The sequence below is a fragment of the Fluviicoccus sp. genome, assembly GCF_030646115.1.
Taxonomy (GTDB): domain Bacteria; phylum Pseudomonadota; class Gammaproteobacteria; order Pseudomonadales; family Moraxellaceae; genus Fluviicoccus.
Window position 1 is genome coordinate 365,513 of record NZ_JAUSMX010000018.1, and the last position, 21,378, is coordinate 386,890.

A 21,378-nucleotide genomic window follows, 5' to 3' on the forward strand; every position below is an offset into this window, starting at 1 on the left:
CGATCATGCTCAGCTGGGATGAATTTCATGTTGAAGAAAAACCCGTTAAGAAGGCTGCGGCGGCACCAGCAGCACCTGCACAAGCAACTGCGCCATTGCCAGCAGTTGCGCCGGCAGCAGTGGTACCTGTTGCTGCAACAGCCGCTGTTGCCTCTGGCAGCGCTGCCGATCGAGCCGCCGCCGCCCTCGCCGCCCTTGACGTAGCTCCCGGCCTGGAAGAGCTGGAAATGGGCGCCGCCCGCATCCAGGTCGACGACAAGCGCATGATCAACTGCCGCGCCGACCTCAACCAGCTGGTGCCCTTCAAGTACGACTGGGCCTGGCAGAAGTACCTTGACGCCTGCGCCAACCACTGGATGCCTCAGGAAGTGAACATGGCCAAGGATGTCTCCATGTGGCGCTCCTCGAACGAGCTGACCGACGACGAGCGCCTGATCGTGATGCGTTCGCTGGGTTACTTCTCCACCGCCGACAGCCTGGTGGCGAACAACCTGGTGCTGGCCATCTACCGCCACATCACCAACCCCGAATGCCGCCAGTACCTGCTGCGCCAGGCCTTCGAGGAAGCCATTCATACCCATGCCTACCAGTACTGCATCGAATCGCTGGGCATTGATGAAGGCGAAATCTTCAACATGTACCGCGAAGTGCCGGCCGTGGCCCGCAAGGCTGCGTGGAGCCTCAGCCATACCCACTCGCTGTCGAATCCGCTGTTCAAGACCGGCTCTCTGGAAGACGACCAGCATTTGCTGCGCAACCTGATCGGCTTTTACGCCGTCACCGAGGGCATCTTCTTCTACTGCGGTTTCACCCAGATCCTGAGCATGGGCCGCCGCAACAAGATGACCGGCGTGGCCGAGCAGTTCCAGTACATCCTGCGCGATGAATCGATGCACCTGAATTTCGGCATCGACGTCATCAACCAGATCAAGATTGAGAACCCGCAGCTGTGGACCGCCGAATTCCAGCAGGAAGTGATCCAGATGATTCTGGAAGGCACGCAACTGGAAATCGAATATGCCCGCGACACCATGCCGCGCGGCGTACTGGGCATGAATGCCGCGATGATGGAAGAGTACCTGCAGTTCATCGCCAACCGCCGTCTGGTGCAAATTGGTTTGCCGGAACAGTTCCCCGGCGTGAAGAACCCGTTCCCGTGGATGAGCGAAATCATGGACTTGCGGAAGGAGAAGAATTTCTTCGAAACCCGCGTCACTGAATATCAGACCGGCGGCGCGCTGGCCTGGTAATAGGGCAATGCCCCCATCAAGGCGCAAGGATGCGCCTTTTTTTATACCCTTTTCGGGTGTCGAGATGACAGAATCGCGCCATAATGGCCTCCGGTTGCCCACGATTTCACATCATGACGACAAAACCCCAGACAACCAAAACCACCAACTTCAGCACCACCCTGCGACTTTGCAAGGAGGCCGGATTCCCTGACCTGCCAGGCAAGCGGCTGACGCCAAATGCCCGCTATAACACCCTGAAAGCCTTGTCATTGCTGTTGACCGGCCTGACCGCGCCGCCATCCGATGCGCCAGTAATTGCCGAAGAAACCCCGACCGACATCAGGAACAGCTGGCGCGCCATCGCCGCCCGTCAGCATGGCTGCGAAGCCTTGGGCGCACGCGCCGCCGACAGCTTCATGAACCGGGAAATCCGCCGCCAGCTCAACCGGGAAACCATTGCCCGCCTGACCGTCAACCAATTGCTGGGCGGCAAGGCACAACGCAAGGACAGCCCCCGGGAAATTGACGACGACTGGCTGGACATGTTCGCCGAAGCCGCCGCCGTCAAGAGCGATCCCGAACTGCAACGCATGCTGGCGCGGATGCTGGCCGGGGAAATCCGCAAACCCGGCAGCTTCTCACCGTCCGCCATTCAGGCCGTGAACTGGCTGACGCGCAAAACCGCCGACCAGTTCCGCCGCTTCTGCAATCTCAGCCTGCGCTCCGCCAGCATCACCTTTGTCATCATCTCCCCTTGGCCCGACTTTCGTACCAAGGGGGATGCCGACCTCGGCGTCAAATACCAGGACCTGCTGGATCTGCAATGCGCCGGGCTGGTGTCGCCGACGCTGTCCAGCAATCTGGATCTCAGCAACTATCTCAACCGCGCCTCCTTTGCCATGGCGGAACGCTCCATTGTCTTTGCCCAGGCACAACTGCCGCCGCCGAAGCCGCCGCAGACCGATGTCATCCTGCTGTCGCCGGTGGGGCATGAATTGCGCCCGATTCTCGACCTGAAAGCCCATGACGACTACAACACCCGTCTGACCGAGTGGTTCCAGAGCCACGGCATCACCCTCAGCACCCTCACCTGAATACCCTGCACCATGGAATGTCTGCCCTGCAACAGTTGACAGTCAGGGCAGACTTCGACAGCATCGCGCATCAGGCCTAACCCCAGGCAAGGAGAACAACAACAATGTTTACCCGGGAACATCTGATCATCGGCGCCGCCGGATTCGTGTTGGGCGGCATCGTCGCCACCGCCAGCATCACGGTGGTGCTGTCCACCCAGAAGCAGGAGCCCGCTGTCGCAGCGGCCCCTGTCACGCCTGCCGCGCCCGTCATTGCCGCGCCCGATCCTGCGTCAACCCCTCCGGCCGCCGCCGCGCCGGCAACCCCCGTCCCGCCGACACCCGCCGCACCGGTTTCGGGCAACAAGCCCGGGATCAGTGCAACTTCTCCGGACAAACCGGCTGCAGAGGCTTCCCGACGCCCGATAGCGAAGCAAGACCCCGCCCCGATCCCGGCGCCGCTGGCCGCCGAGGAGGCCGACCGCCAGAGCGAAGAGGCCCGGCAGATTGCCGCCCGCAAGCAGGCGCTGGAATCGCAGGTGTCGGATAGTGCGGAAATCATTCGTTTGAAAGCTCAGCAGATCCGCGAAATGGAAGAGCGCCTCAAGTCAGGTCACTAATAGTGTGACCCTGTCGGCATTTCCGCCATGATCTGACAACAACTGGCACAACCGTTGCTTGAATCCCCGGTGATTACCACAGGGGAACACCATGTTACTGCAACGATCCGCTTTCCTGGCCTTGGCGCTGGGACCCTCACTGGCATTCGCGGACACGGCCTCCACCACGCCCGATTTTGCCCTTTCCATCAACTCCGTATGGCTCATGGCCGCTTCGGCGCTGGTATTCCTGATGCAGGCCGGCTTCGCGCTGGTCGAGAGCGGCATGGCGCGCAGCAAGAATGCCGTCAATGTCATCATGAAGAACTACATGGATTGTTGTGTCGGCGGGATCATCTTCTGGGTATTCGGCTTCGGCCTGATGTTCGGCGCCAATCCGAGCGGCTGGATCGGCACCGACCTGTTCATGCTTTCCGACGGCAAGCCTTGGGACTACAGCTTCCTGCTGTTCCAGATGATGTTTGCCGCCACCGCCACCACCATCGTCTCGGGCGCCATGGCCGAGCGCACCCACTACGGAGCCTACCTGCTGGGCGCCATCCTCATCAGCGGCATCCTGTACCCGGTGTTCGGCAGCTGGGCCTGGGGCGCCTACGAAAATGGCAGCGGCTGGCTGAAGGCGATGGGCTTTGTCGATTTCGCAGGATCGACGGTGGTGCATTCGCTGGGCGGCTGGATTGCGCTGGCGGGGATCATGATTGTCGGGCCGCGCCTGGGCCGCTTTGGCGCGGACGGCGAGTCGCGCTCCATTCCCGGCCATAACCTGGGACTGGTGGCTCTGGGCGGTTTCCTGCTCTGGTTCGGCTGGTTCGGCTTCAACGGCGGCTCCACCCTGGTCGGGGACGCCAGCATCGGCAAGATCATCCTCAATACCCACCTGGCCGCCTGCGCCGGGGCGGCCGGCATTGCCGCCTTGAGCTGGCTGCTGAACCGTCCGGTGCTGCTGACCAATACCGTCAACGGCTCGCTGGGCGGGCTGGTGGCCGTCACGGCCGGTTGCGCCAGCATGGACCCCCAATTCGCCATCCTGACCGGACTGGTGGCCGGTTCCATCACCCTCTTCGGCCCGCAACTGCTGGCGCGCTTCCGGCTGGATGATGTCGTGGATGCCGTGAGTGTGCACGGCTTCTGCGGTGCCTGGGGCACGCTGGCGGCCGGTTTGTTCTATGCCGGCGACATGTTCAGCGCCGACCGCATCGGTGTCCAGTTGATCGGCATCGGCGTCTGTTTTGCCTGGGGTTTTGGCGGCGGACTGATGATGTACAAGGTCATTGACGTGGTCCTGGGTTTGCGCGCCAGCCCGATGCATGAGCAACGCGGTCTGGACTATACCGAACACGCCGAACTGGGTTATCCCGAATTCCAGCAAATGAAGATTTTCAACCCGGATAACCTGGCCTCCCGCAGCGAGCATTAAGGTGATGCCATGAGTACGCCCTTACGTCGCAATATTGATGAATCTGTGGACTTGAATGGAGAAGCCATGTTTATGGCCAAGAAAATGGCAATCGCCAATGCGCTCAGCCCCTATCTGAGCTCTGAAACCCTGGATCATGCCCTGAACATCTGGGAGATGAAGTACGCCAACCAGCCTACGTTCGCCATGCAGCGGTTTATCAGCGAGTTTCTGGACGGCAGCATGGCCGGACAGCGGTCGCGCATCCTGCAGGCGCTGTTTCTGGCCCTGCACAACACCACGCCGGGTGCTGAAGAGGAAAAAAAGGCCGCCGTTATCGCGGAACCGGTGACGGTCTACAGCAACATGAGTGCACTGCGGGTGTTTTCGGAGCTGGTTGAACGCATTCTGGCGCTGAGCCCGCAGAACCAGGAAACCCGGTTGCGGCTGGGCATCCTGGATCAACTGGGGAGACTGAAAACGGATGAGCCCACCCGGCGCGACCTTTATGCCTGGATGAGCCAGCGCTACCCCTTGCCCGCCCAGTTCAGGATGAGCCAACCGGCCATGCGCCAGTTCGTGAATCAGGTCTATGTGGCCTTGTGCGAGCAACTGGGGCCGGTGAAGGCGGACTCCGTGCTGCATGAAGCGGTGGTGCGGGTGGAGCAAAGTTCACGCGAGGAATTCCCGGTGCGCGACTTGCTGTAGGCTCATCAATGGCGCGGTTCCAGACCGCGCCGTTCTTAGTTTTTCTGTCGGCATACGGTCGATTCCGTTATGCTAGCGGGCATGATGCCCCAGCAATCCCTCCTCAAAGGCCTCGCTTTGCTCAGCCTCTCCGCCCTGCTGTTCGCCAGCATGGGCGTGCTGATCCGGCTGGCCTCGCATACGGTCGACAACGCCACCGTCGTCTTTGCCCGCAACCTCACCGGCACCTTGCTGTTGCTGCCGCTGGCCGTGGCCGGCGGCAGGCGCTTCCTGGCCACCCGAGTGCCGCTGAAACACCTGTGGCGCGCCCTGGTCGGTCTGGCCGCCATGTACGGCTTCTTCTATGCCATTGCCCATCTGCCGTTGTCCAACGCCATGGTCTTCACCTATTCCTCACCGGTGTTCATCCCGTTGGTGGCCTGGCTGTTCCTGAAGGAAAAAATCACGCCGTTGATGCTGTTGGCCGCTGCCGTCGGCATGGTCGGTGTGGTGCTGGTGGCGAAACCGGATCAGGGTATGTTCAACCTGCTGAGCCTGGTGGGCATCAGCTCCAGCCTGCTGGCCGCCATGGCCTTTGTCACCGTGCGGGCCCTGACCGCCACCGAACCGCCCACCCGCATTGTCTTTTACTTCTGCGCCATCGCCACCGCTGTTTCCGCGATTCCCATGGTCTGGCACTGGCGGCCGCTGACCGTCGACGAGCTGCTGTATTTGGGTGGCGCGGGGACTCTGGCCACCCTCAGCCAGATTTCGCTGTCAAAAGCCTATGGCTATGCCCCGGCGGGCAAGATCGGTCCCGCCAACTACCTGGCCATTATCTTTGCCGGATTCTGGGCATGGATCTTGTGGGAAGAAACGCCGGACCCCTACGCCATTGGCGGCATGCTGCTGATTTTCCTGGCCTTGCTGCTGTGCCTGCCCCGTGACAGCGTCCGGTCGGCGCGGGTGCCCGAGGAGGTCTGAGGGGCTTTCCCCAACGCGGCGCGCATGCTACAAACCGCCTTGGAATCATTTTCAGGACAAACGGCATGACCCCCGGCAAGGATATCAAGGAATCCTTTGCGCCTGCGCTGGCGCTGATCTTTGTGGTTTTCTTCACGGCCCTGGCCATCAGCCCGGTGTCCCGGCAGGTCTGGATTGCGGAAGTGACACCGGTCATCCTGGTCTTCGCGCTGCTGGTCTTCACCTTCCGTAATTTCCGGTTTTCGAATACCGCTTACGGCCTGATGGGCTACTGGCTGTTCTGGCACACCATCGGCGGACATTACACCTTCGCCAATGTGCCGTTCGGTTATGTCACCGACCTGATGGGCGCAAGTCGCAACCACTTCGACCGCGTCGGCCACTTTTCGGTGGGTTTTTATGCGTATCCCATCATGGAACTGCTGATGAGGAAATACCGGTTGCCGCTGCTGTTCTCCGCCCTGTTCGGGCTGTTCAGCATCATGAGCATTGCGGCGGGTTACGAGATCATTGAATGGTGGTATGCAGCGGCGGACGGCGGCTCTGCAGGCGCAGAGTTTCTGGGTTCGCAAGGTGACATCTGGGATGCGCAGAAGGACATGCTGGCGGATACGCTGGGGGCGCTGTTCGCCATCGGCTGGTATCTGGCGGCCACCCGCCGGGAACGACTGGGCGGGAAGTAGCCGTCGAACCGGGAGCAGCCGGCACGTCCGGCCGCTCCCCCGTCAAGGTTACTTCTTCGGCTGCTTGCCCAGCAAGCCGGCCAGTTCATTGGGGTCCATGCCGGGCGGCAAGCCGCCGCCCGCACCCGGCATGCCCTTGCCGCCGGCCTTGCCCTGAAGGCCGCGCAAGCCCTTGATCATCTTGCTGATACCGCTGGGGGTGGACAGTTTCTTCATCATTTTTTCCATTTGCGCATGCTGCTTCAGCAAACGGTTGATGTCCTGGATCTGCACTCCCGCCCCGGCGGCAATACGACGCTTGCGCGAGCCGTTGATGACGTCGGGCTTGTTGCGCTCCAGCGGCGTCATCGACTGGATGATGGCTTCCATCTGCTTCATCATCTTCTCAGGCGCACCCTTGGCCATGGCATCCTGCACCGCGGCGCTGTTCATGCCCGGCAGCTTGTCCATGAAGCCCATCATGCCGCCCATGGCCTTCATCTGCTGGAACTGCGTCAACAAGTCTTCCAGGCTGAAGCCGCCGCCCCGACTCAGCTTCTTGGCCATTTTCTCGGCCTTTTCCTTGTCGATCTTGCGCTCGACTTCTTCCACCAGCGACAACACGTCGCCCATGCCCAGGATTCGCTGCGCAACACGCTCGGGATGGAAGGGTTCCAGGGCATCGGTCTTCTCGCCCATGCCCAGGAATTTGATCGGCTTGCCGGTCAGGGCGCGCACCGACAAGGCGGCGCCGCCACGGGCATCACCGTCGGTTTTGGTGAGAATGACGCCGGTCAGCGGCAAGGCTTCATTGAAGGCCTTGGCGGTATTGGCAGCATCCTGGCCGGTCATGGCGTCCACCACGAACAGGGTTTCCACAGGATTGATGGCGGCGTGCAGGCGCTGGATCTCGCCCATCATGCTTTCGTCAATGTGCAGACGGCCGGCGGTATCGACAATCAGCACGTCAAAGAATTTGACCTTGGCTTCGGCAATGGCGCGGCGGGCGATATCCACCGGGTCCTGGCTGAGGTCGGACGGAAAGAAGGTGGCGCCGACTTCCCCGGCCACCGTTTCCAGCTGGCGGATGGCCGCCGGACGGTAGATGTCGCAGGACACCACCATCACCTTCTTCTTCTGGCGTTCCTGCAGGAACCTGGCCAGCTTGGCGACGGTGGTGGTCTTGCCCGCACCCTGCAAACCGGCCATCAGCACCACGGCGGGCGGGGCGGCGTGCAGGTTGAGGGTTTCATTGGCGTCGCCCATCGTCTTGACCAACTCGTCAAACACAATCTTGACGAAGGCCTGGCCGGGGGACAGCGACTGCATGACCTCGGCGCCCAGCGCCTGGGTGCGGATGCGCTCAATGAAGTCACGCACCACCGACAGCGCCACGTCGGCTTCCAGCAGCGCCATGCGCACTTCGCGCAGGGTTTCCTTGATGTTGTCTTCGGTGAGGGTGCCCGAGCCGCTGATATTGCGCAGGCTCTGGGTCAGGCGTTCGGTCAGATTATCAAACATGGTTATGCGTCGCTTGGTCGTCAGGCGGAAAATGGCCTAAAGGATAGGAAAAAGAACCTGCCTATGCTATAGCCGGCGCTTGGTTTTGTCTTGAAAAATCCGGCTATAATCATACTTTTCCCGTCAGGCGGTATTGTTGACATGTCTCCCGTGCTTGCCGGTGCGCTGGCTTTCGTCTGCTATTCAAGCGCCTGCCTCCTGCTGCTGCACTTCCTGGTGCGCAAGCAACCCCTGCCGCGCCCGCTGATCCTGGGGCTGGGCGTGCTGGCCCTGCCCTTGCACGGTCTGGTCGTTACCGGCCAGATTTTCCAGGGACAGGGTCTCGATCTGGAACTTTTCCACATCATTTCACTGGTGGGCTGGGTGATGGCCGCCATGCACATCCTGTTCTGCAGTTACCGGCCGCTGCTGGTGATGACGCTGTTCGCCTTCCCGGCGGCGGCGCTCAGCCTGTTATTGTCACTGCTGTTCCAGGTGCCGGATTACCAACCTTTAAGCCATTTGGCGCCGGGTATGGAAATGCATATCCTGTTGTCCATTCTCGCCTACAGCATCCTGTTCATGGCGGCCCTGCATGCCCTGCTGTTGTCGGTGCAGAATCGCGGCCTGAAACACAAGTCCGGCCCGCAGGCACGCCTCTGGCTCAAGGCCCTTCCGCCGTTGCAGACCATGGAGGCGACGCTGTTCGACATTATCGGCCTCGGTTTCGCGCTGCTGACACTGGCCATCCTCAGCGGCTTCCTGTCGCTGGACAACATGTTTGCGCAACACGTGGCGCACAAGACCATTTTCAGCCTGATTGCCTGGGGTGTGTTTGCCACACTGCTGACGGGTCACCGCCTGCGCGGCTGGCGCGGCCAGACCGCCATCCGTTTCACGCTCAGCGGCTTTGCGTTGCTGCTGGTCGGCTTTTACGGCACCAAACTGGTGCTGGAGCTGATTCTGCAAAAAGTGTAAACAATTCCGAGCCAACATCGCTTGACGAAGCCCCTGCGGCACCGTCTGATGGACTCACGTTAACTGCCCCGGTCATTAGCCTTGGACGATGCCAATTTAGGCCTGCTTTTCAGCTTGCTCGTCATATTCATTCTTTGCTCCGCTTTTTTTTCGGCATCCGAAACCGGCGTCATGACGGCCAACCGTTACCGGCTGAAGCACCGGGCAAAGCTGGGCGATCACAGCGCCCAGCGCATTTTGCATCTGCTGAGCCAGCCGGACCGCTTGATTGGCGTAATCCTGGTCGGCAACAACACCGTCAACACCCTCGCCGCCACGGTCGCCACGCTGATCGGGCAGGAAATTGCCCGACGCTACGGCATTTCAAACGACACCAGCGTCGGGGTGGCCGCCGGAGTACTGACCTTCATCCTGCTGGTGTTTGGCGAGGTCGGCCCCAAAACCTTTGCCGCCAAGCACCCGGAACGGGTAGCCGGCATCGCCTCTTTCATTCTGCCCGGTCTGCTGAAAGTCCTCTACCCGGCCGTATGGCTGCTGACGCTGGTGACCAACCTGTTGTTCCGCCTGAACCGGATTGGCAACGACAAGAAGGACAAGCTGACCCGTGACGAACTGCACACCATCCTGCAGGATGTGTTCCTGCCCAACAAGCACCGCAGCATGCTGCTGGGCATCCTGGAACTGGACAACATTACCGTCAATGACATCATGATTCCGCGCCAGGAAGTCACGGGCCTCAACATGGAGGACGATATTGAGGACATCCTGAATCTGTTGCGCACCACGCACCATACACGCCTGCCGGTGTTCCGCGGCGAACTGAACCAGACAATCGGCATTCTGCACACCCGTAACGCCACCCGCTTCCTGGGTCAGGAAAACGTCAGCAAAGCCGACATCATGCAGTATGTGCGCGACCCCTATTACGTCCCGGAGAGCACGCCCTTGCAGGCGCAATTGCTGCAATTCCAGAAACAGAAACGGCGGCTGGGGCTGGTGGTGGACGAATACGGCGACATTCAGGGCATTGTGACGCTGGAGGACATTCTGGAAGAGATCGTCGGCGAATTCACGACCAACGTCGCCGATCAGCATCAGGACATAACACCCCATGCCGATGGTTTCTATGTCATTGACGGCAGCCTCAGCCTGCGCGACATCAACCGTTCATTGCACTGGCAACTGCCGACGGATGGAGCCAAGACCCTGAGCGGGCTGATCCTGGAGCGTCTGGAAACGATCCCTGACGCGGCGCTGGGCTTGCGACTGGAGGATTATCTGATTGAGGTGATGCAGATACGGGACAACATGATCAAGTCAGCGCGCATCAAGCGCCTGGAAGTTTCCCCCTGACAACGGGGGACTGTACCTCCCCTTCCCGGGCGGGCGGGGAGGCATCCCGCCTTAAAGCACCTTCCCCACAAAACCGCCGATGGCCGCGAACGCCTCTTCACCGGACGCGCACAGCGTCGGGAAACTGAGGAAGCCGTGGATATCCGGGTAATGCTCATGCTGAACCTTTACCCCGGCCGCCTGCAGGCGCTGGGCATAGGCGAAGCCGTCATCACGCAGCACATCAAACTCGGCGGTAATGATCAGGCACGGCGGCAGGCCGGTCAGGTCATGGGCCAGCAACGGCGAGAAGTCCGGATGACGCTTGTCTTCCTCGGTGCGGGCGTAGCAGTCGTAGAAGAATGCCATTAGGCGTTTGCTGAGGATCGGCGCATGACGGTTTTCGTCGGTGCTGAGTGAACGGAAGTCACCGTCCGTGGCGGGATAAATCAGCACCTGCGCCTTGAGGGCATTGGGGTGCTTGCGCGCCAGCACAGCGGAGAGATTGCCGCCGGCGCTGTCGCCCATCACCATCACCCGCAGCGGATCGGCCCCCAGACTGACAGCATCGCGACGCAGCCAGGCCAGTACGGCCTCGCCCTGTTCCACCGGCACCGGAAACTTCACCCACGGCGCCAGATGGTAATCCACCGAAACCACCAGCGCCCCGCTCATGGTCGCCAGACGGCGGCACATCACGTCATGCGTTTCCAGATTGCCGATGACCCAGCCGCCGGCATGGAAGAACAGGATCACCGGCAGATTGTCGGCCTGCGACGGGTAGTAAAGGCGAACATCCACCGGCCCGTGCGGGGTGTCCACCTGCTGCTGGCGGATTTTCGGCAACGGCAACGCCTTACCGAGCACGGCGCGCTCAATCAGGGGATGAATACCGGCCTTTTGCACGGCTTTCAGCAGGAAATCCGGGGCCTTGGGCAGGAAATCCATGGGCTGGGAAACGATGCCGAGCAGGCGGGTGCGGAGGGGAAGCGCGTTAAATCTTGACATGAGGTTTCAACTGTTGCTGGTAGCGTTTGAAGTTTTCGACATAATGCAGCGCGCTGAAGCGCAGCATCGCCGCCTGATTTTCGGAGATTTCCTTGACCACCTTGCCGGGTGATCCCATCACCAATGAATTATCGGGGATTTCCTTGCCCTCGGGAATCAGGGCGTTGGCGCCGATGATGCAATTCCGGCCTATCCTGGCGCGGTTGAGGATGACGGCATTGATGCCGATCAAGGTATTGTCGCCAATGGTGCAGCCATGCAGCATGGCCTTGTGGCCGACGGTGACATGGTTGCCGACAATCAGCGGCACCCCGGCGTCGGTATGCAACACGGCGCCGTCCTGGATATTGGAGTTTTCGCCGATGACAATGATGTCGTTGTCGGCGCGGATGACGACGTTGAACCAGATGCTGGCGTTGTGCTCCAGCACCACGGAACCCACCAGGGTGGCATTGTCGGCAATCCAGTAGTCGCCATTGGTAATCAGGCGTCGGTCTTCAAGGTCATAAATCATGGCGTTTTCTCGACGGGATTATTTTTTCAGCGGATTCGGCCAGCGCCAGTCAATTTCGGCGTCATAGACGCGACGCAGCAACTCCACGATCATGAAGCCGGTGAGGCCCCAGATGACATAACCTTCGTAATTGAAGCTGGGCACCGCCACATTCATGCCCATGAACTTGATCTTATGGTCATACGATGGCGGGCGTTGCAGGAAGAAATCCAGCGGTACGGTGAAAATACTGTCGATTTCATCGGGGTTGCCGGTCAATTCGGGCAGGGTTTCCAGCAGGCCGACGATGGGCTTGACCTTCAGGCCGACCCGCGAGGTAAACACCCCCAGTTCGCCGATGATCTTTACATCCCGGGGCAGCAGGCCGACTTCCTCGTGGGCTTCGCGCAAGGCCGTCGCCACCACCGACAAATCGGCGGCGTCACACTTGCCGCCGGGAAAGGCGACCTCTCCGGCATGGCTGTTCATGTGCCCGGCGCGCTGGGTCAGGATCACGCGCGGAATCGGTTCCCGGGTCAGGGCAATCAGGACGGCCGCATCCACCGGGGAGGCCGGAGGCTTGTATCGGGACAGGCGCTCGCAAAGCTGCTGCAACATGGGACGGACGTTCAGAAAGGTTCACAGCATATTAAGTGTCTAGCCGCCGTTCGACAACAGCCTTTATACTCGCCCGTTATCATTTATCACGCCTCCCCTGCCCGGAGGCGGCCGGGAGAGGTTCATGAAGTTTTGCAGCGCCTGCGGGCATGCGGTGGTCCAGAAGGTCCCGGCGGGTGACAACCGCCTGCGCTTTGTCTGCGCGAGTTGCGAAACCATTCACTACGAAAACCCGAAGATCATCTGCGGTTGCCTGCCGACCTGGCAGGACAAGGTGCTGCTGTGCAAGCGCGGCATTGAACCGCGCTACGGCCTGTGGACCCTGCCCGCCGGGTTCATGGAAAACGGGGAAACCACGCAGGAAGGCGCGGCCCGCGAAACCTGGGAGGAAGCCGCAGCCAAGGTCGAGATTGGTGAACTTTACTGCATCTTCAATATTCCGCAGATCAGCCAGGTGTATGTGATGTACCGGGGTGAGATTGTCGACGGCAATTTCGGTGTGGGCGAGGAAAGCATTGAGGCGGGCCTGTTTGCCGAGGAAGCGATTCCCTGGGACGAACTGGCCTTCGCCAGCATCAAGCGCACGCTGCGTTATTATTTTTCCGACCGCAAGCTGGGGAAATTTCCGGTGCGGGTGGAGGATTTGATTCACGGCAGCCGGGATTAACCAGGCTCCTTGGCCCGTTTTTTTACCTATTGAGAGTCCGCCCATGCTCAAGAGTTTCCGTATCCTCAGCCTGATTGAAGGCCTGTCGCTGCTGGTGCTGCTGTTTATCGCCATGCCCGCCAAATATCACTTCGGCATCAGCGGCGTGGTGCCGGTGGCCGGACTGACGCACGGCTGCCTTTGGCTGGCGTATCTGGTGATGTCGCTGACGGTCAGTCACCAGCGGCAGTGGTCGGTGGGGTTCTGGCTGATGACGCTGGCAGCGTCGGTGCTGCCGTTTGCGTGTTTTGTGCTGGAAAGGAAGCTGAAACGGATGGAGACTGTGGCGGCCTGAGCCGCCCGCCAGGGGTTGTGCCTCAGCCGGCATACCCCAGCACCGCAAAGAAGTGACAGGTCGTCCCCGCCATGACAAAGCCGTGCCAGATGGCATGGCTGTGCTTCAACCGGTGGTCCAGCACGTAGAAAATCACCCCCAGCGTATAGGCCAGCCCGCCGCCCGCCAGCCACAACAAACCGTTCACCGGCATCTTCGCCATCAACGGCCCCGCCGCAAACACAATCAGCCAGCCCATGCCCAGATACAGGCCGGTTGAGACCATCGGATTCTTCAGCTTCTCGAACAGCTTCAGCACCACGCCAATGGTCGCCAGCGCCCAGATTACACCGAACAGGGTCCAGCCTGTGGCTCCGTTGAGGATGCCCAGCGTAAACGGCGTATAGGTGCCGGCAATCAGCAGGTAGATCGCGGCATGGTCCAGCTTTTTGAACAGCTGCTTTTTATCGCCGTGCGGCAGCGCGTGATAGAAGGTGGAGGTGAAATACATCAGGATCATGGTCGCGGCAAAGATACTGGCGCCAACGATATTGGCGGTGGTGCCCATGCGCGCGGCGGCAATGATCAGGATCGGCGTCGCCGCAATGGCGGACAGCAGGCCGACGCCGTGGCTCAGGGTATTGCCCAGTTCCTCAATACGCCTGAAGAGGGAAAGCGAGGTCATATCCGAACTCCCGGAAAATTAGTGCACACATGTACATTATGCGCCTGCCATCGGGAATTGCTATGGAAATGACGACAAACGGATGATTATTTTTTAACCCACGCTTGGGCTACGGCAACCACCCGCCTGACGGCATCCGTTTACTTGATCTGGTTCTTGTACATGAAGTTTTCCAGCGAGGTCTCGGACAGGTTGAACCAGCCCTGCGTCAGCTTGCGCCACGGCTTCCACGAGGCATAGACCTTGCGGAACAACGGGTCCTTGATCGCCTCTTCCTCGAAATAGGCGAAGGTGGCCTTCTGCGCGGCTTGCATCACATCCTCCGGGTAGCGGTGCAGCACGATGCGGTGCTGGTTCATCAGCCGCACCAGCGCCTGCGGGTTGCGCGCGTCGTACATGGCGAGCATGGTGGCGTTGGCCTCGACCGTAGCCACGGTGAAGGCAGCCTGCCAGGCCCTGGGCAGCTTGGCCCAGGCGGCATCATTGACATAGAAGCTGAGCTGCGGGCCCGCCTCCCACCATCCGGGAAAGTAATAATGCTTGGCGATCTTGTACAGGCCCAGCTTCTCGTCGTCGTAAGGGCCGACCCATTCACTGGCATCCAGTGCGCCGCGTTCCAGCGCCGGGTAGATGTCCGCCCCGGCCAGCGTTTGCGGCACCACGCCCAGCCGCGACATGATCTCACCGCCAATGCCGGGAATACGCATCTTCAGGCCCTTGAGATCAGCCAAGCCGTTGATGGGCTTGCGGAACCAGCCGCCCATCTGCGCGCCGGTGTTGCCGCCCGCAAAGGGAATGATGTGGTAAGGACGGAAAATCTCGCTCATCAGCTCACGGCCGCCGCCTTGCGAATACCAGGCGTTCTGCTGGCGGGCAGTGAGACCGAAAGGCACCGCGCAGTCGAAGGCCAGCGCCTTGGTCTTGCCGACATAGTAGTAGCTGGCGGAATGGCCGCACTCGACGGTGCCGTTGCCGACGGCGTCCATCACCTGCAAGCCCGGCACCAGATCTCCGGCAGCAAAGACGCGGATCTGGAACTTGCCATCGGTCAGCTCGGCCACGCGCTTCGCCAGCACCTCGGCAGCACCGTAGATGGTGTCCAGGCTCTTGGGGTAGCTGGACACCAGCCGCCATTGCACGCTGGCCTGAGTCACCACGGCGGGCGCGGCCACCGCAGCGGGCGCAATGGAAGCGGCGCCCAGCGCGGCGAGATTCTTGACCAGATCACGGCGATGCATATTGTTCTCACTCATTTCGATTCCCTCATTTCCCGCGCAATGTCCTGCATCAAGCGGATCGCCTCGTCGGCGCTGGCCCCCTGCCCGGACGCGGCGGACAAATCACCCACGGCGCTGATCACCGCAGCCTCTTCCGCTGACTCGTGACGCACCAGTTCCGGCCAACCAATCAACACCGCCACCATCAGCAACTGCAAGGCGATGAACGGCACCGCACCCCGGTAAAGATGGCCGGTGGTCACTTCCTTTGGCGCAACGCTGCGCAGGTAGAACAGCGAAAAGCCGAAGGGCGGCGTCAGGAAGGAGGTTTGCAGGTTCATGGCGATTAGCACGCCGAACCACACCGGATCAATGCCCAGCTTGTGCAGCACCGGCACCAGCAGCGGCACCACAATGAACACGATTTCGAAGAAGTCGAGGAACATGCCCAGCACAAAAATCAGCAGGTTGACCACCAGCAGGAAACCGATCACCCCGCCCGGCAGCTGGTCAAACAGATGTTCCACCCACAGGTCGCCGTTCAGCGCCCGGAAAGTGAGGCTGAACAGGCTGGAGCCGATCAGGATGAACATGACAAAGGTGGTGAGTGTGGCCGTGCTTTGCAGCGACTGCCGCAACAGGTCCAGCGACAAGCGGCGTTTCACCAGCGCCAGCACCAGCGCCCCGGCCGCCCCCATGGCCCCGGCTTCGGTGGGTGTGGCCAGCCCGATGAAGATGGTGCCCAGCACCAGGAAGATCAGCGCCAGCGGCGGCACCAGCGCCGACAACACCTGACGCCCGGTAACTTTTTCCACCTTCTCCAGCGGCGGCAGCCACTGCGGCTTCAACAACGCCATCAAGGCAATGAACCCGGCGAATCCGGCGGTGAGGATCAGGCTGGGGATCATGGCCCCCAGATACATGTCGCCTACCGGCACGCTCAGGGTGTCGCCCAGCACAATCAGTACCAGCGACGGCGGAATGATCTGCGCCAGCGTACCTGACGCCATGATCACGCCACTGGAAATGGCAGGTGAATAGCCCTGCCGCAGCATGATCGGCAGGGAAATGAGCCCCATGGCCATGACGCTGGCGGCCACCACGCCCGTTGTCGCCGCCAGCAGCGCACCCACCAGAATCACCGCAAAGGCCAGACCACCGCGCACCCGCCCGAACAGGCGGCCCACCGTTTCCAGCAGATCCTCGGCCAGGCCGCTGCGTTCCAGAATCAGGCCCATCAGCGTAAAGAAGGGAATGCTGAGCAGGGTGTCATTGCGCATGATGCCGAACAAACGCTCCGGCACCGCCTGCATCAACTCCGGGGGGATGACCCCCAGCGCATAACCGATCACCCCGAAAATCAGCCCGACCGCCCCCAGCACAAAGGCCACGGGATAGCCGGTCAGCAACAACAAGAACAGGGTGCCGAACATCAGCGGGGCCAGCCAGCCCAGTTCGCCGCTCATGACGCCTCCCCCCTTACCAGCACGGCCAGACGTTTGCCGACCTCGCTCAGCACCTGCAAGGCCAGCAGACCGAAGCCCAGCGGGATCAGCAGCTTCACCGGCCAGCGGATCAGGCCGCCCGCATCGGCGGACACTTCGCCGGACATCCAAGTCTGACGGAAATCATGCCAGCCCAGCCAGGCCAGCACCAGGATCAGCGGCAACAGGAAGGCCAGATGCCCGACCAGATCTATCCCGGCGCGCACGCGCGGCGACCAGCGTTTGGCCAGCACATCCACGCGCACGTGGCGGTCCTGTTCCAGGGTGTGGGCGGCGCCCAGCAGGAAAACGGCGGAAAACAGGTACCACTGGACTTCCAGCCAGCCGTTATTGCCCATGCCCAGCTTGCGGCCGAAGGCGGTGGCGACAGAGATCAGCACCGTGGCCAGCACCAGCCAGGCAATCAGGCGGCCGGTGAGACGGCTGAAGGCGTCAATCCGGGCGCAGAGTTGCAGTAGTCCGTTCATGGGAATCAGTGATGGTGAAAAAGTGGCGGAATCATACCCTGACAGGAGGGTAATTGGGCAGTAGCCTGCATGGAGCAATGCGAAATGCGGGAACGCCCTTCACCATGGCGACAAACGGATGTTTATTTATTAACCCACGCCTGCGCCACGGCATCGGCCATGACCTGCATGGCCTTCAACGGTCCGGCCAGCTTGCCCATTTGCAGGAAACCGTGCACCAGCGTGTCGAAACAACGATAAATCACGGGAATTCCGGCTTCCTGTAACCGTTGCGCGAAATGCGCGCCTTCATCCCGCAACGGGTCGGAGCCAGCGGTGAAGATCAGCGCGGGTGGCAAGCCGGACAAATCCGGTTGCAGCAGCGGCGACACGCGCAGGTCGTATTTTTCGTCAGGATGGTTGAGGTAATGCCCGATGAAGAATTCCATGGCCTGCCGCTCCAGCACATGACCGCTGGCATAGGCATGGTAGGAATCCCGCTGCTCGGACAAATCCACGGCGGGGTAGATCAGCAATTGCAAGTCAGGGCAGCGTTGCGGCTCGCTGCGTGTCAGCATGGACACTACCGTCGCCAGGTTGCCGCCCGCGCTGTCACCGCCCATGCCAACCCGGCCGTCACCGCCCAATCCGGCCCCATGCGCCCTCGTCCAGTCCAGTACCGTCAGGGCATCCTCAATCGCGGCCGGGAACTTGTGCTCGGGGGCCAGCCGGTATTCCACTGACAACACCTGGCAACGCCCTTCCTTGGCCAGAAAACGGCAAAAACCGTCGAAGCTGTCCACATCCAGCGTCACCCAGCCGCCGCCGTGCAGGTAGATCATCACGGGTAAGTCCTGGGTCGTATCAGCGCGATACAGTCGTGCCGGGATGTCGCCGTGCGTACCGGGAATATGGAGATCGCGAACCTCCGGCAAGTCCACCGGCTCCATATCCAGCGCCTTCAGGCTGCGCGCCAGCCCGCGCCGCAACGCCGGGATCGGGAATTCCGACCATGGGGTTTTCTTGGCGTGGATCAGGGGCAGGATGGCGGCGATTTCGGGGTCGAGCATTGGTGTCTCCGAAGGGTTTGCGTGGGGCGGTTGGAAGGCGTACAAGTGACAGAATCATACCCTGTCACAGACTCATGAAGCTGGCGTAACCGCCCGCTTTCCTGCGTCAGTTCAGCCAATCACCGGGAACGCCTATTGACTTTCCCTCACCAAAATCCCGTCAGCAAAGTAAATGACGCGCCCGCCGCCAGTCTGTCACGATGCTTGGGTCGATCCATAAAACAACGGAGCAACCACGATGGCACAAAGCTTCGCCGGACAAGCCCAAGGCTTCGGTCTGGCCATCCTGACCCAGATTGCCAGCAGTGACTGGCCCGATAAATTCGGCCTGCGCAAGCCGATGGAAAAATTCCTCTACAAAGGCAGCAAGACCGGCTTTCAGGTCATGACCGCCGCCGCCCGCCAGTTTGGCGGCGGCAAGAGCAGCGGCGGCAAGGCCGTGCGCCTCGCATCCACCGCCGAGCGCGGCGTGTTTGACCTGTCGCTGTCCGATGAACAGCAAATGGTGCGTGACAGCCTGTCCGCCTTCGCCCGCGAAGTCATCCGCCCCGCCGCACATGATGCCGACGGCAACGGTGCCATTCCCGCCGAACTGCGCTCCCAGGCCAAGGACCTCGGCCTGGTGTTCTACGCCGTGCCCGAAGCCTTGGGCGGCATGGCCGGTGAACAGACCATCACCACGCAGATGTTGGCGCTGGAAGACCTCGGCTACGGCGACTTCACCATCGCCGCTTCGCTGTTCAGCGCAGTCAGCGTCGCCAACGCCCTGACCCGCTGGGGCAGCGCCGACCAGCAGGCCCGCTACCTGCCTGCATTCGCCGCGGAAAACCCGCCGGAAGCCGCGCTGGCCGTGACCGAAACCGCGCCGTTGTTCGACCCTATGAAGCTGACCACGACAGCCCGCAGCAACGGCTCCGGTTATGTATTGAACGGCGAGAAAGCGCTGGTGCTGAATGGCGCGGATGCCGAGCTGTTCCTGATTGCCGCCGACACCGGCAATGGCGTCGGCCTGTTCATCGTGGAAGGCGGTACGGCCGGTCTTAGCCTGCGTGCCTTGCAGGGCATGGGCCTGAAGGCTGCCGCCACCCACAACCTGAAGCTGGAAAACGTGCAGGTTGCCGCCGCCAACCGCATTCCGGCCGAGAGCTTTGACTATCAGGCCTTCCTTGATCTGGGCTCGCTGGCCTGGTGTGCGCTGGCCGTCGGCACGGCGCAAGCCGCGCTCGATTACGTCATCGACTACTGCAACGACCGCATCGCCTTTGGCGAGCCGATCAGCCACCGTCAGGCCGTCGCCTTCATGGTTGCCGACATCGGCATTGAAACCGAGGCCATGCGCCTGATGACCTGGCGCGCCTGCGCACTGGCCGAACAGGGCAAGCCTTTCCACCGCGAAGCCTATCTGGCCCGCGCGCTCTGCGCCGAAAAGGGCATGAAGATCGGCACCGACAGCGTGCAATTGCTGGGCGGCCACGGCTTCACCAAGGAGCATCCGGTGGAACGCTGGTACCGTGACCTGCGCGTGATGGGCGTCATGCACAGCGGCCTGCATATCTGATTGGGGGAATTGACCATGTATCTCGAAAGTCCGAAGAAATTCAACATGCTGGTGGAACAAGCCCATCAGGTTGCGCTGAACGTGCTGCGTCCGGTGTCGCGCAAGTATGACAAGGCCGAACACTCTTATCCGAAAGAACTGGACATGCTGGCCTCGCTGCTGGACGGCATGAACGAAGGCGCACCGGGCAGCGCCGGGGCCACCAGCGCCACCGGCGGCGGCAACAAGGACACTAGCGGCGACATCAAGAACGGCGCCAACCTGTCCACGGTGCTGGGCGTGATTGAAATGTGCTGGGGCGACTGCGGCCTGCTGCTGGCCATGCCGCGCCAGGGCCTGGGCAACGCCGCCATCGCCGCTGTCGCCAACGAGGAGCAACTGGAACGCTTCAAGGGCACCTGGGCGGCGATGGCGATCACCGAGCCGGGCTGCGGCTCCGACTCCGCCGCCATTCGCACCACCGCCACCAAGGATGGCGATGAGTACATCCTCAATGGCGAGAAAATCTACGTCACCTCCGGCGCACGTGCCGACAGCGTGGTGGTGTGGGCAACGCTGGACAAGAACATCGGCCGCGCTGCGATCAAGTCCTTCGTGGTCAAGCACGGCACGCCGGGCATGCAGGTGACGCGTCTGGAGAAGAAGCTGGGAATCAAGGCCTCCGACACCGCCGCCATCACCTTCACCGACTGTCGTGTTCCCGCCGCCAACCTGCTGGGCACGCCGGAAGTGGATGTGCAGAAGGGTTTTGCCGGGGTGATGCAGACCTTCGACAACACCCGTCCGCTGGTGGCCGCCATGGCGCTGGGCGTGGCGCGCGCCTCGCTGGACCGCACCCGTGAAATCCTGAAAGACCACCTCTCCCCAAACTACAGCAAGCCGATGCTGACCGCCAGCCATGCCGAAGCGACGCTGAACCGGCTGGAAGCCGACTGGGAAGCCGCCAAGCTTCTGACGCTGAAGGCGGCCTGGATGGCGGACAACAAGATCCCCAACTCCAAGGAAGCCTCGATGGCCAAGGCCAAGGCGGGGCGCGTGGGCAACGAGTTGACGCTGAAGTGCGTGGAGTTGTGCGGCGCGGCGGGTTATCTGGAAGATGAGTTGCTGGAGAAGTGGGCGCGTGATTCGAAGATCCTCGACATCTTTGAAGGCACGCAGCAGATCCAGTTGCTGATCATTGCGCGCAGGCTGCTTAACAAGAGTTCAGCGGAGTTGAAGTAAGTTATGGAGGGGGCACTGCCCCCTCTTCTCATGTAGTCACTTTTTCAAGCCATTGATATACTTGCCGTCTTTGGGATCTCCACAGGACAGGAAGTATGCTGCATTCTCCCCTC

At 61.3% G+C, this 21,378-nt stretch carries 22 protein-coding genes; 13 read left to right on the top strand and 9 right to left on the bottom strand.

Translation table 11 applies throughout. From position 1 onward, the window contains the following. Positions 1-5 precede the first annotated feature (5 nt). The 7 genes from Q7T36_RS13575 to Q7T36_RS13605 all read left to right on the top strand — a co-directional run bounded on the left by Q7T36_RS13575 (position 6) and on the right by Q7T36_RS13605 (position 6,675). On the top strand, positions 6-1,250 hold the full coding sequence (locus Q7T36_RS13575; protein ID WP_304849515.1) for a ribonucleotide-diphosphate reductase subunit beta: 1,245 nt from the start codon (positions 6-8) through the stop codon (positions 1,248-1,250). Between the two features lie 113 nt (positions 1,251-1,363). Then, positions 1,364-2,326, top strand: a complete 963-nt coding sequence (locus Q7T36_RS13580) for a DUF2806 domain-containing protein (RefSeq protein WP_304849519.1) — start codon at positions 1,364-1,366, stop codon at positions 2,324-2,326. 104 nt (positions 2,327-2,430) lie between these two features. Next, a complete protein-coding gene (locus Q7T36_RS13585) occupies positions 2,431-2,925 on the top strand; it encodes a hypothetical protein (protein ID WP_304849522.1) in 495 nt (164 codons plus the stop codon). A gap of 91 nt (positions 2,926-3,016) precedes the next feature. After that, positions 3,017-4,342 (top strand): ammonium transporter, encoded by a 1,326-nt coding sequence (locus Q7T36_RS13590; protein ID WP_304849524.1) that lies wholly within the window; start codon positions 3,017-3,019, stop codon positions 4,340-4,342. Between the two features lie 9 nt (positions 4,343-4,351). Continuing rightward, positions 4,352-5,029: a hypothetical protein gene (locus tag Q7T36_RS13595; protein ID WP_304849526.1), complete on the top strand. Its 678-nt coding sequence runs from the start codon at positions 4,352-4,354 to the stop codon at positions 5,027-5,029. A gap of 81 nt (positions 5,030-5,110) precedes the next feature. Then, a complete protein-coding gene (locus Q7T36_RS13600) occupies positions 5,111-5,992 on the top strand; it encodes a DMT family transporter (protein WP_304849528.1) in 882 nt (293 codons plus the stop codon). 65 nt (positions 5,993-6,057) lie between these two features. Next, entirely contained in the window at positions 6,058-6,675 is a 618-nt protein-coding gene (locus Q7T36_RS13605; protein WP_304849530.1) for a DUF2238 domain-containing protein, read from the top strand. Between the two features lie 48 nt (positions 6,676-6,723). On the opposite strand, the gene ffh is transcribed toward Q7T36_RS13605, so the two are convergent. Then, positions 6,724-8,175, bottom strand: coding sequence for a signal recognition particle protein (gene ffh, locus Q7T36_RS13610; RefSeq protein WP_304849533.1), 1,452 nt, complete (start codon positions 8,173-8,175; stop codon positions 6,724-6,726). A 141-nt stretch (positions 8,176-8,316) separates the two neighbouring features. On the opposite strand from ffh, the gene Q7T36_RS13615 reads away from it, so the two are divergent. Both Q7T36_RS13615 and Q7T36_RS13620 read left to right on the top strand, forming a co-directional pair. Next, entirely contained in the window at positions 8,317-9,132 is an 816-nt protein-coding gene (locus Q7T36_RS13615) for an inner membrane protein YpjD (RefSeq protein ID WP_304849537.1), read from the top strand. A 114-nt stretch (positions 9,133-9,246) separates the two neighbouring features. Continuing rightward, the gene (locus Q7T36_RS13620; protein ID WP_304849751.1) at positions 9,247-10,485 is read left to right on the top strand and encodes an HlyC/CorC family transporter; all 1,239 of its coding nucleotides are present in this window, start codon (positions 9,247-9,249) and stop codon (positions 10,483-10,485) included. Between the two features lie 51 nt (positions 10,486-10,536). Here Q7T36_RS13620 and Q7T36_RS13625 read toward each other — a convergent pair whose 3' ends face one another. Genes Q7T36_RS13625 through Q7T36_RS13635 form a run of 3 tightly spaced genes read right to left on the bottom strand, consistent with a single transcriptional unit; the run spans position 10,537 to position 12,583 of the window. Next, a complete protein-coding gene (locus Q7T36_RS13625) occupies positions 10,537-11,472 on the bottom strand; it encodes an alpha/beta hydrolase (RefSeq protein ID WP_304849540.1) in 936 nt (311 codons plus the stop codon). After that, entirely contained in the window at positions 11,459-11,986 is a 528-nt protein-coding gene (locus tag Q7T36_RS13630) for a gamma carbonic anhydrase family protein (RefSeq protein ID WP_304849543.1), read from the bottom strand. The genes Q7T36_RS13625 and Q7T36_RS13630 overlap by 14 nt, the downstream gene beginning before the upstream one ends. An 18-nt stretch (positions 11,987-12,004) precedes the next feature. Next, positions 12,005-12,583 (bottom strand): CoA pyrophosphatase, encoded by a 579-nt coding sequence (locus tag Q7T36_RS13635; protein ID WP_304849546.1) that lies wholly within the window; start codon positions 12,581-12,583, stop codon positions 12,005-12,007. A 124-nt stretch (positions 12,584-12,707) separates the two neighbouring features. On the opposite strand from Q7T36_RS13635, the gene Q7T36_RS13640 reads away from it, so the two are divergent. Both Q7T36_RS13640 and Q7T36_RS13645 read left to right on the top strand, forming a co-directional pair. Beyond that, complete coding sequence (locus tag Q7T36_RS13640) at positions 12,708-13,250, top strand: NUDIX hydrolase (protein WP_304849549.1); 543 nt, start codon at positions 12,708-12,710, stop codon at positions 13,248-13,250. A gap of 43 nt (positions 13,251-13,293) precedes the next feature. Next, complete coding sequence (locus Q7T36_RS13645; RefSeq protein ID WP_304849552.1) at positions 13,294-13,584, top strand: DUF3817 domain-containing protein; 291 nt, start codon at positions 13,294-13,296, stop codon at positions 13,582-13,584. Between the two features lie 22 nt (positions 13,585-13,606). Here the strand turns inward: Q7T36_RS13645 and Q7T36_RS13650 are convergent, their stop codons facing one another. The 5 genes from Q7T36_RS13650 to Q7T36_RS13670 form a co-directional block, all read right to left on the bottom strand. Then, positions 13,607-14,248, bottom strand: a complete 642-nt coding sequence (locus Q7T36_RS13650) for a hemolysin III family protein (protein WP_304849555.1) — start codon at positions 14,246-14,248, stop codon at positions 13,607-13,609. A gap of 140 nt (positions 14,249-14,388) precedes the next feature. Then, a complete protein-coding gene (locus tag Q7T36_RS13655) occupies positions 14,389-15,501 on the bottom strand; it encodes a TRAP transporter substrate-binding protein (protein WP_304849558.1) in 1,113 nt (370 codons plus the stop codon). Beyond that, positions 15,498-16,931, bottom strand: a complete 1,434-nt coding sequence (locus Q7T36_RS13660) for a TRAP transporter large permease subunit (RefSeq protein WP_304849561.1) — start codon at positions 16,929-16,931, stop codon at positions 15,498-15,500. Before Q7T36_RS13660 ends, Q7T36_RS13655 begins: the two co-directional genes overlap by 4 nt. Then, positions 16,928-17,437 carry a TRAP transporter small permease subunit gene (locus tag Q7T36_RS13665; protein WP_304849564.1) on the bottom strand — a complete coding sequence of 170 codons (510 nt, stop codon included), beginning with the start codon at positions 17,435-17,437 and terminating at the stop codon, positions 16,928-16,930. Before Q7T36_RS13665 ends, Q7T36_RS13660 begins: the two co-directional genes overlap by 4 nt. Positions 17,438-17,559: 122 nt before the next feature. Then, a complete protein-coding gene (locus tag Q7T36_RS13670) occupies positions 17,560-18,486 on the bottom strand; it encodes an alpha/beta hydrolase (RefSeq protein ID WP_304849567.1) in 927 nt (308 codons plus the stop codon). A 238-nt stretch (positions 18,487-18,724) separates the two neighbouring features. Here Q7T36_RS13670 and Q7T36_RS13675 point away from each other — a divergent pair, with 238 nt between their 5' ends. Both Q7T36_RS13675 and Q7T36_RS13680 read left to right on the top strand, forming a co-directional pair. Beyond that, a complete protein-coding gene (locus Q7T36_RS13675) occupies positions 18,725-20,044 on the top strand; it encodes an acyl-CoA dehydrogenase family protein (RefSeq protein WP_304849570.1) in 1,320 nt (439 codons plus the stop codon). Positions 20,045-20,059: 15 nt separating this feature from the next. After that, a complete protein-coding gene (locus Q7T36_RS13680; RefSeq protein ID WP_304849573.1) occupies positions 20,060-21,265 on the top strand; it encodes an acyl-CoA dehydrogenase family protein in 1,206 nt (401 codons plus the stop codon). Positions 21,266-21,378 lie beyond the last annotated feature (113 nt).

Excerpts from the sequence above, each read along its gene's own strand:
- Q7T36_RS13605 (WP_304849530.1), top strand. The coding sequence starts at position 6,058 with ATGACCCCCGGCAAGGATATCAAGGAATCCTTTGCGCCTGCGCTGGCG.
- ffh (WP_304849533.1), bottom strand. The coding sequence starts at position 8,175 with ATGTTTGATAATCTGACCGAACGCCTGACCCAGAGCCTGCGCAATATC.
- Q7T36_RS13585 (WP_304849522.1), top strand. The coding sequence starts at position 2,431 with ATGTTTACCCGGGAACATCTGATCATCGGCGCCGCCGGATTCGTGTTG.
- Q7T36_RS13665 (WP_304849564.1), bottom strand. The coding sequence starts at position 17,437 with ATGAACGGACTACTGCAACTCTGCGCCCGGATTGACGCCTTCAGCCGT.
- Q7T36_RS13575 (WP_304849515.1), top strand. The coding sequence starts at position 6 with ATGCTCAGCTGGGATGAATTTCATGTTGAAGAAAAACCCGTTAAGAAG.
- Q7T36_RS13655 (WP_304849558.1), bottom strand. The coding sequence starts at position 15,501 with ATGAGTGAGAACAATATGCATCGCCGTGATCTGGTCAAGAATCTCGCC.
- Q7T36_RS13580 (WP_304849519.1), top strand. The coding sequence starts at position 1,364 with ATGACGACAAAACCCCAGACAACCAAAACCACCAACTTCAGCACCACC.
- Q7T36_RS13635 (WP_304849546.1), bottom strand. The coding sequence starts at position 12,583 with ATGTTGCAGCAGCTTTGCGAGCGCCTGTCCCGATACAAGCCTCCGGCC.
- Q7T36_RS13670 (WP_304849567.1), bottom strand. The coding sequence starts at position 18,486 with ATGCTCGACCCCGAAATCGCCGCCATCCTGCCCCTGATCCACGCCAAG.
- Q7T36_RS13590 (WP_304849524.1), top strand. The coding sequence starts at position 3,017 with ATGTTACTGCAACGATCCGCTTTCCTGGCCTTGGCGCTGGGACCCTCA.
- Q7T36_RS13680 (WP_304849573.1), top strand. The coding sequence starts at position 20,060 with ATGTATCTCGAAAGTCCGAAGAAATTCAACATGCTGGTGGAACAAGCC.
- Q7T36_RS13675 (WP_304849570.1), top strand. The coding sequence starts at position 18,725 with ATGGCACAAAGCTTCGCCGGACAAGCCCAAGGCTTCGGTCTGGCCATC.
- Q7T36_RS13645 (WP_304849552.1), top strand. The coding sequence starts at position 13,294 with ATGCTCAAGAGTTTCCGTATCCTCAGCCTGATTGAAGGCCTGTCGCTG.
- Q7T36_RS13625 (WP_304849540.1), bottom strand. The coding sequence starts at position 11,472 with ATGTCAAGATTTAACGCGCTTCCCCTCCGCACCCGCCTGCTCGGCATC.
- Q7T36_RS13650 (WP_304849555.1), bottom strand. The coding sequence starts at position 14,248 with ATGACCTCGCTTTCCCTCTTCAGGCGTATTGAGGAACTGGGCAATACC.
- Q7T36_RS13595 (WP_304849526.1), top strand. The coding sequence starts at position 4,352 with ATGAGTACGCCCTTACGTCGCAATATTGATGAATCTGTGGACTTGAAT.
- Q7T36_RS13640 (WP_304849549.1), top strand. The coding sequence starts at position 12,708 with ATGAAGTTTTGCAGCGCCTGCGGGCATGCGGTGGTCCAGAAGGTCCCG.
- Q7T36_RS13600 (WP_304849528.1), top strand. The coding sequence starts at position 5,111 with ATGATGCCCCAGCAATCCCTCCTCAAAGGCCTCGCTTTGCTCAGCCTC.
- Q7T36_RS13615 (WP_304849537.1), top strand. The coding sequence starts at position 8,317 with ATGTCTCCCGTGCTTGCCGGTGCGCTGGCTTTCGTCTGCTATTCAAGC.
- Q7T36_RS13630 (WP_304849543.1), bottom strand. The coding sequence starts at position 11,986 with ATGATTTATGACCTTGAAGACCGACGCCTGATTACCAATGGCGACTAC.
- Q7T36_RS13660 (WP_304849561.1), bottom strand. The coding sequence starts at position 16,931 with ATGAGCGGCGAACTGGGCTGGCTGGCCCCGCTGATGTTCGGCACCCTG.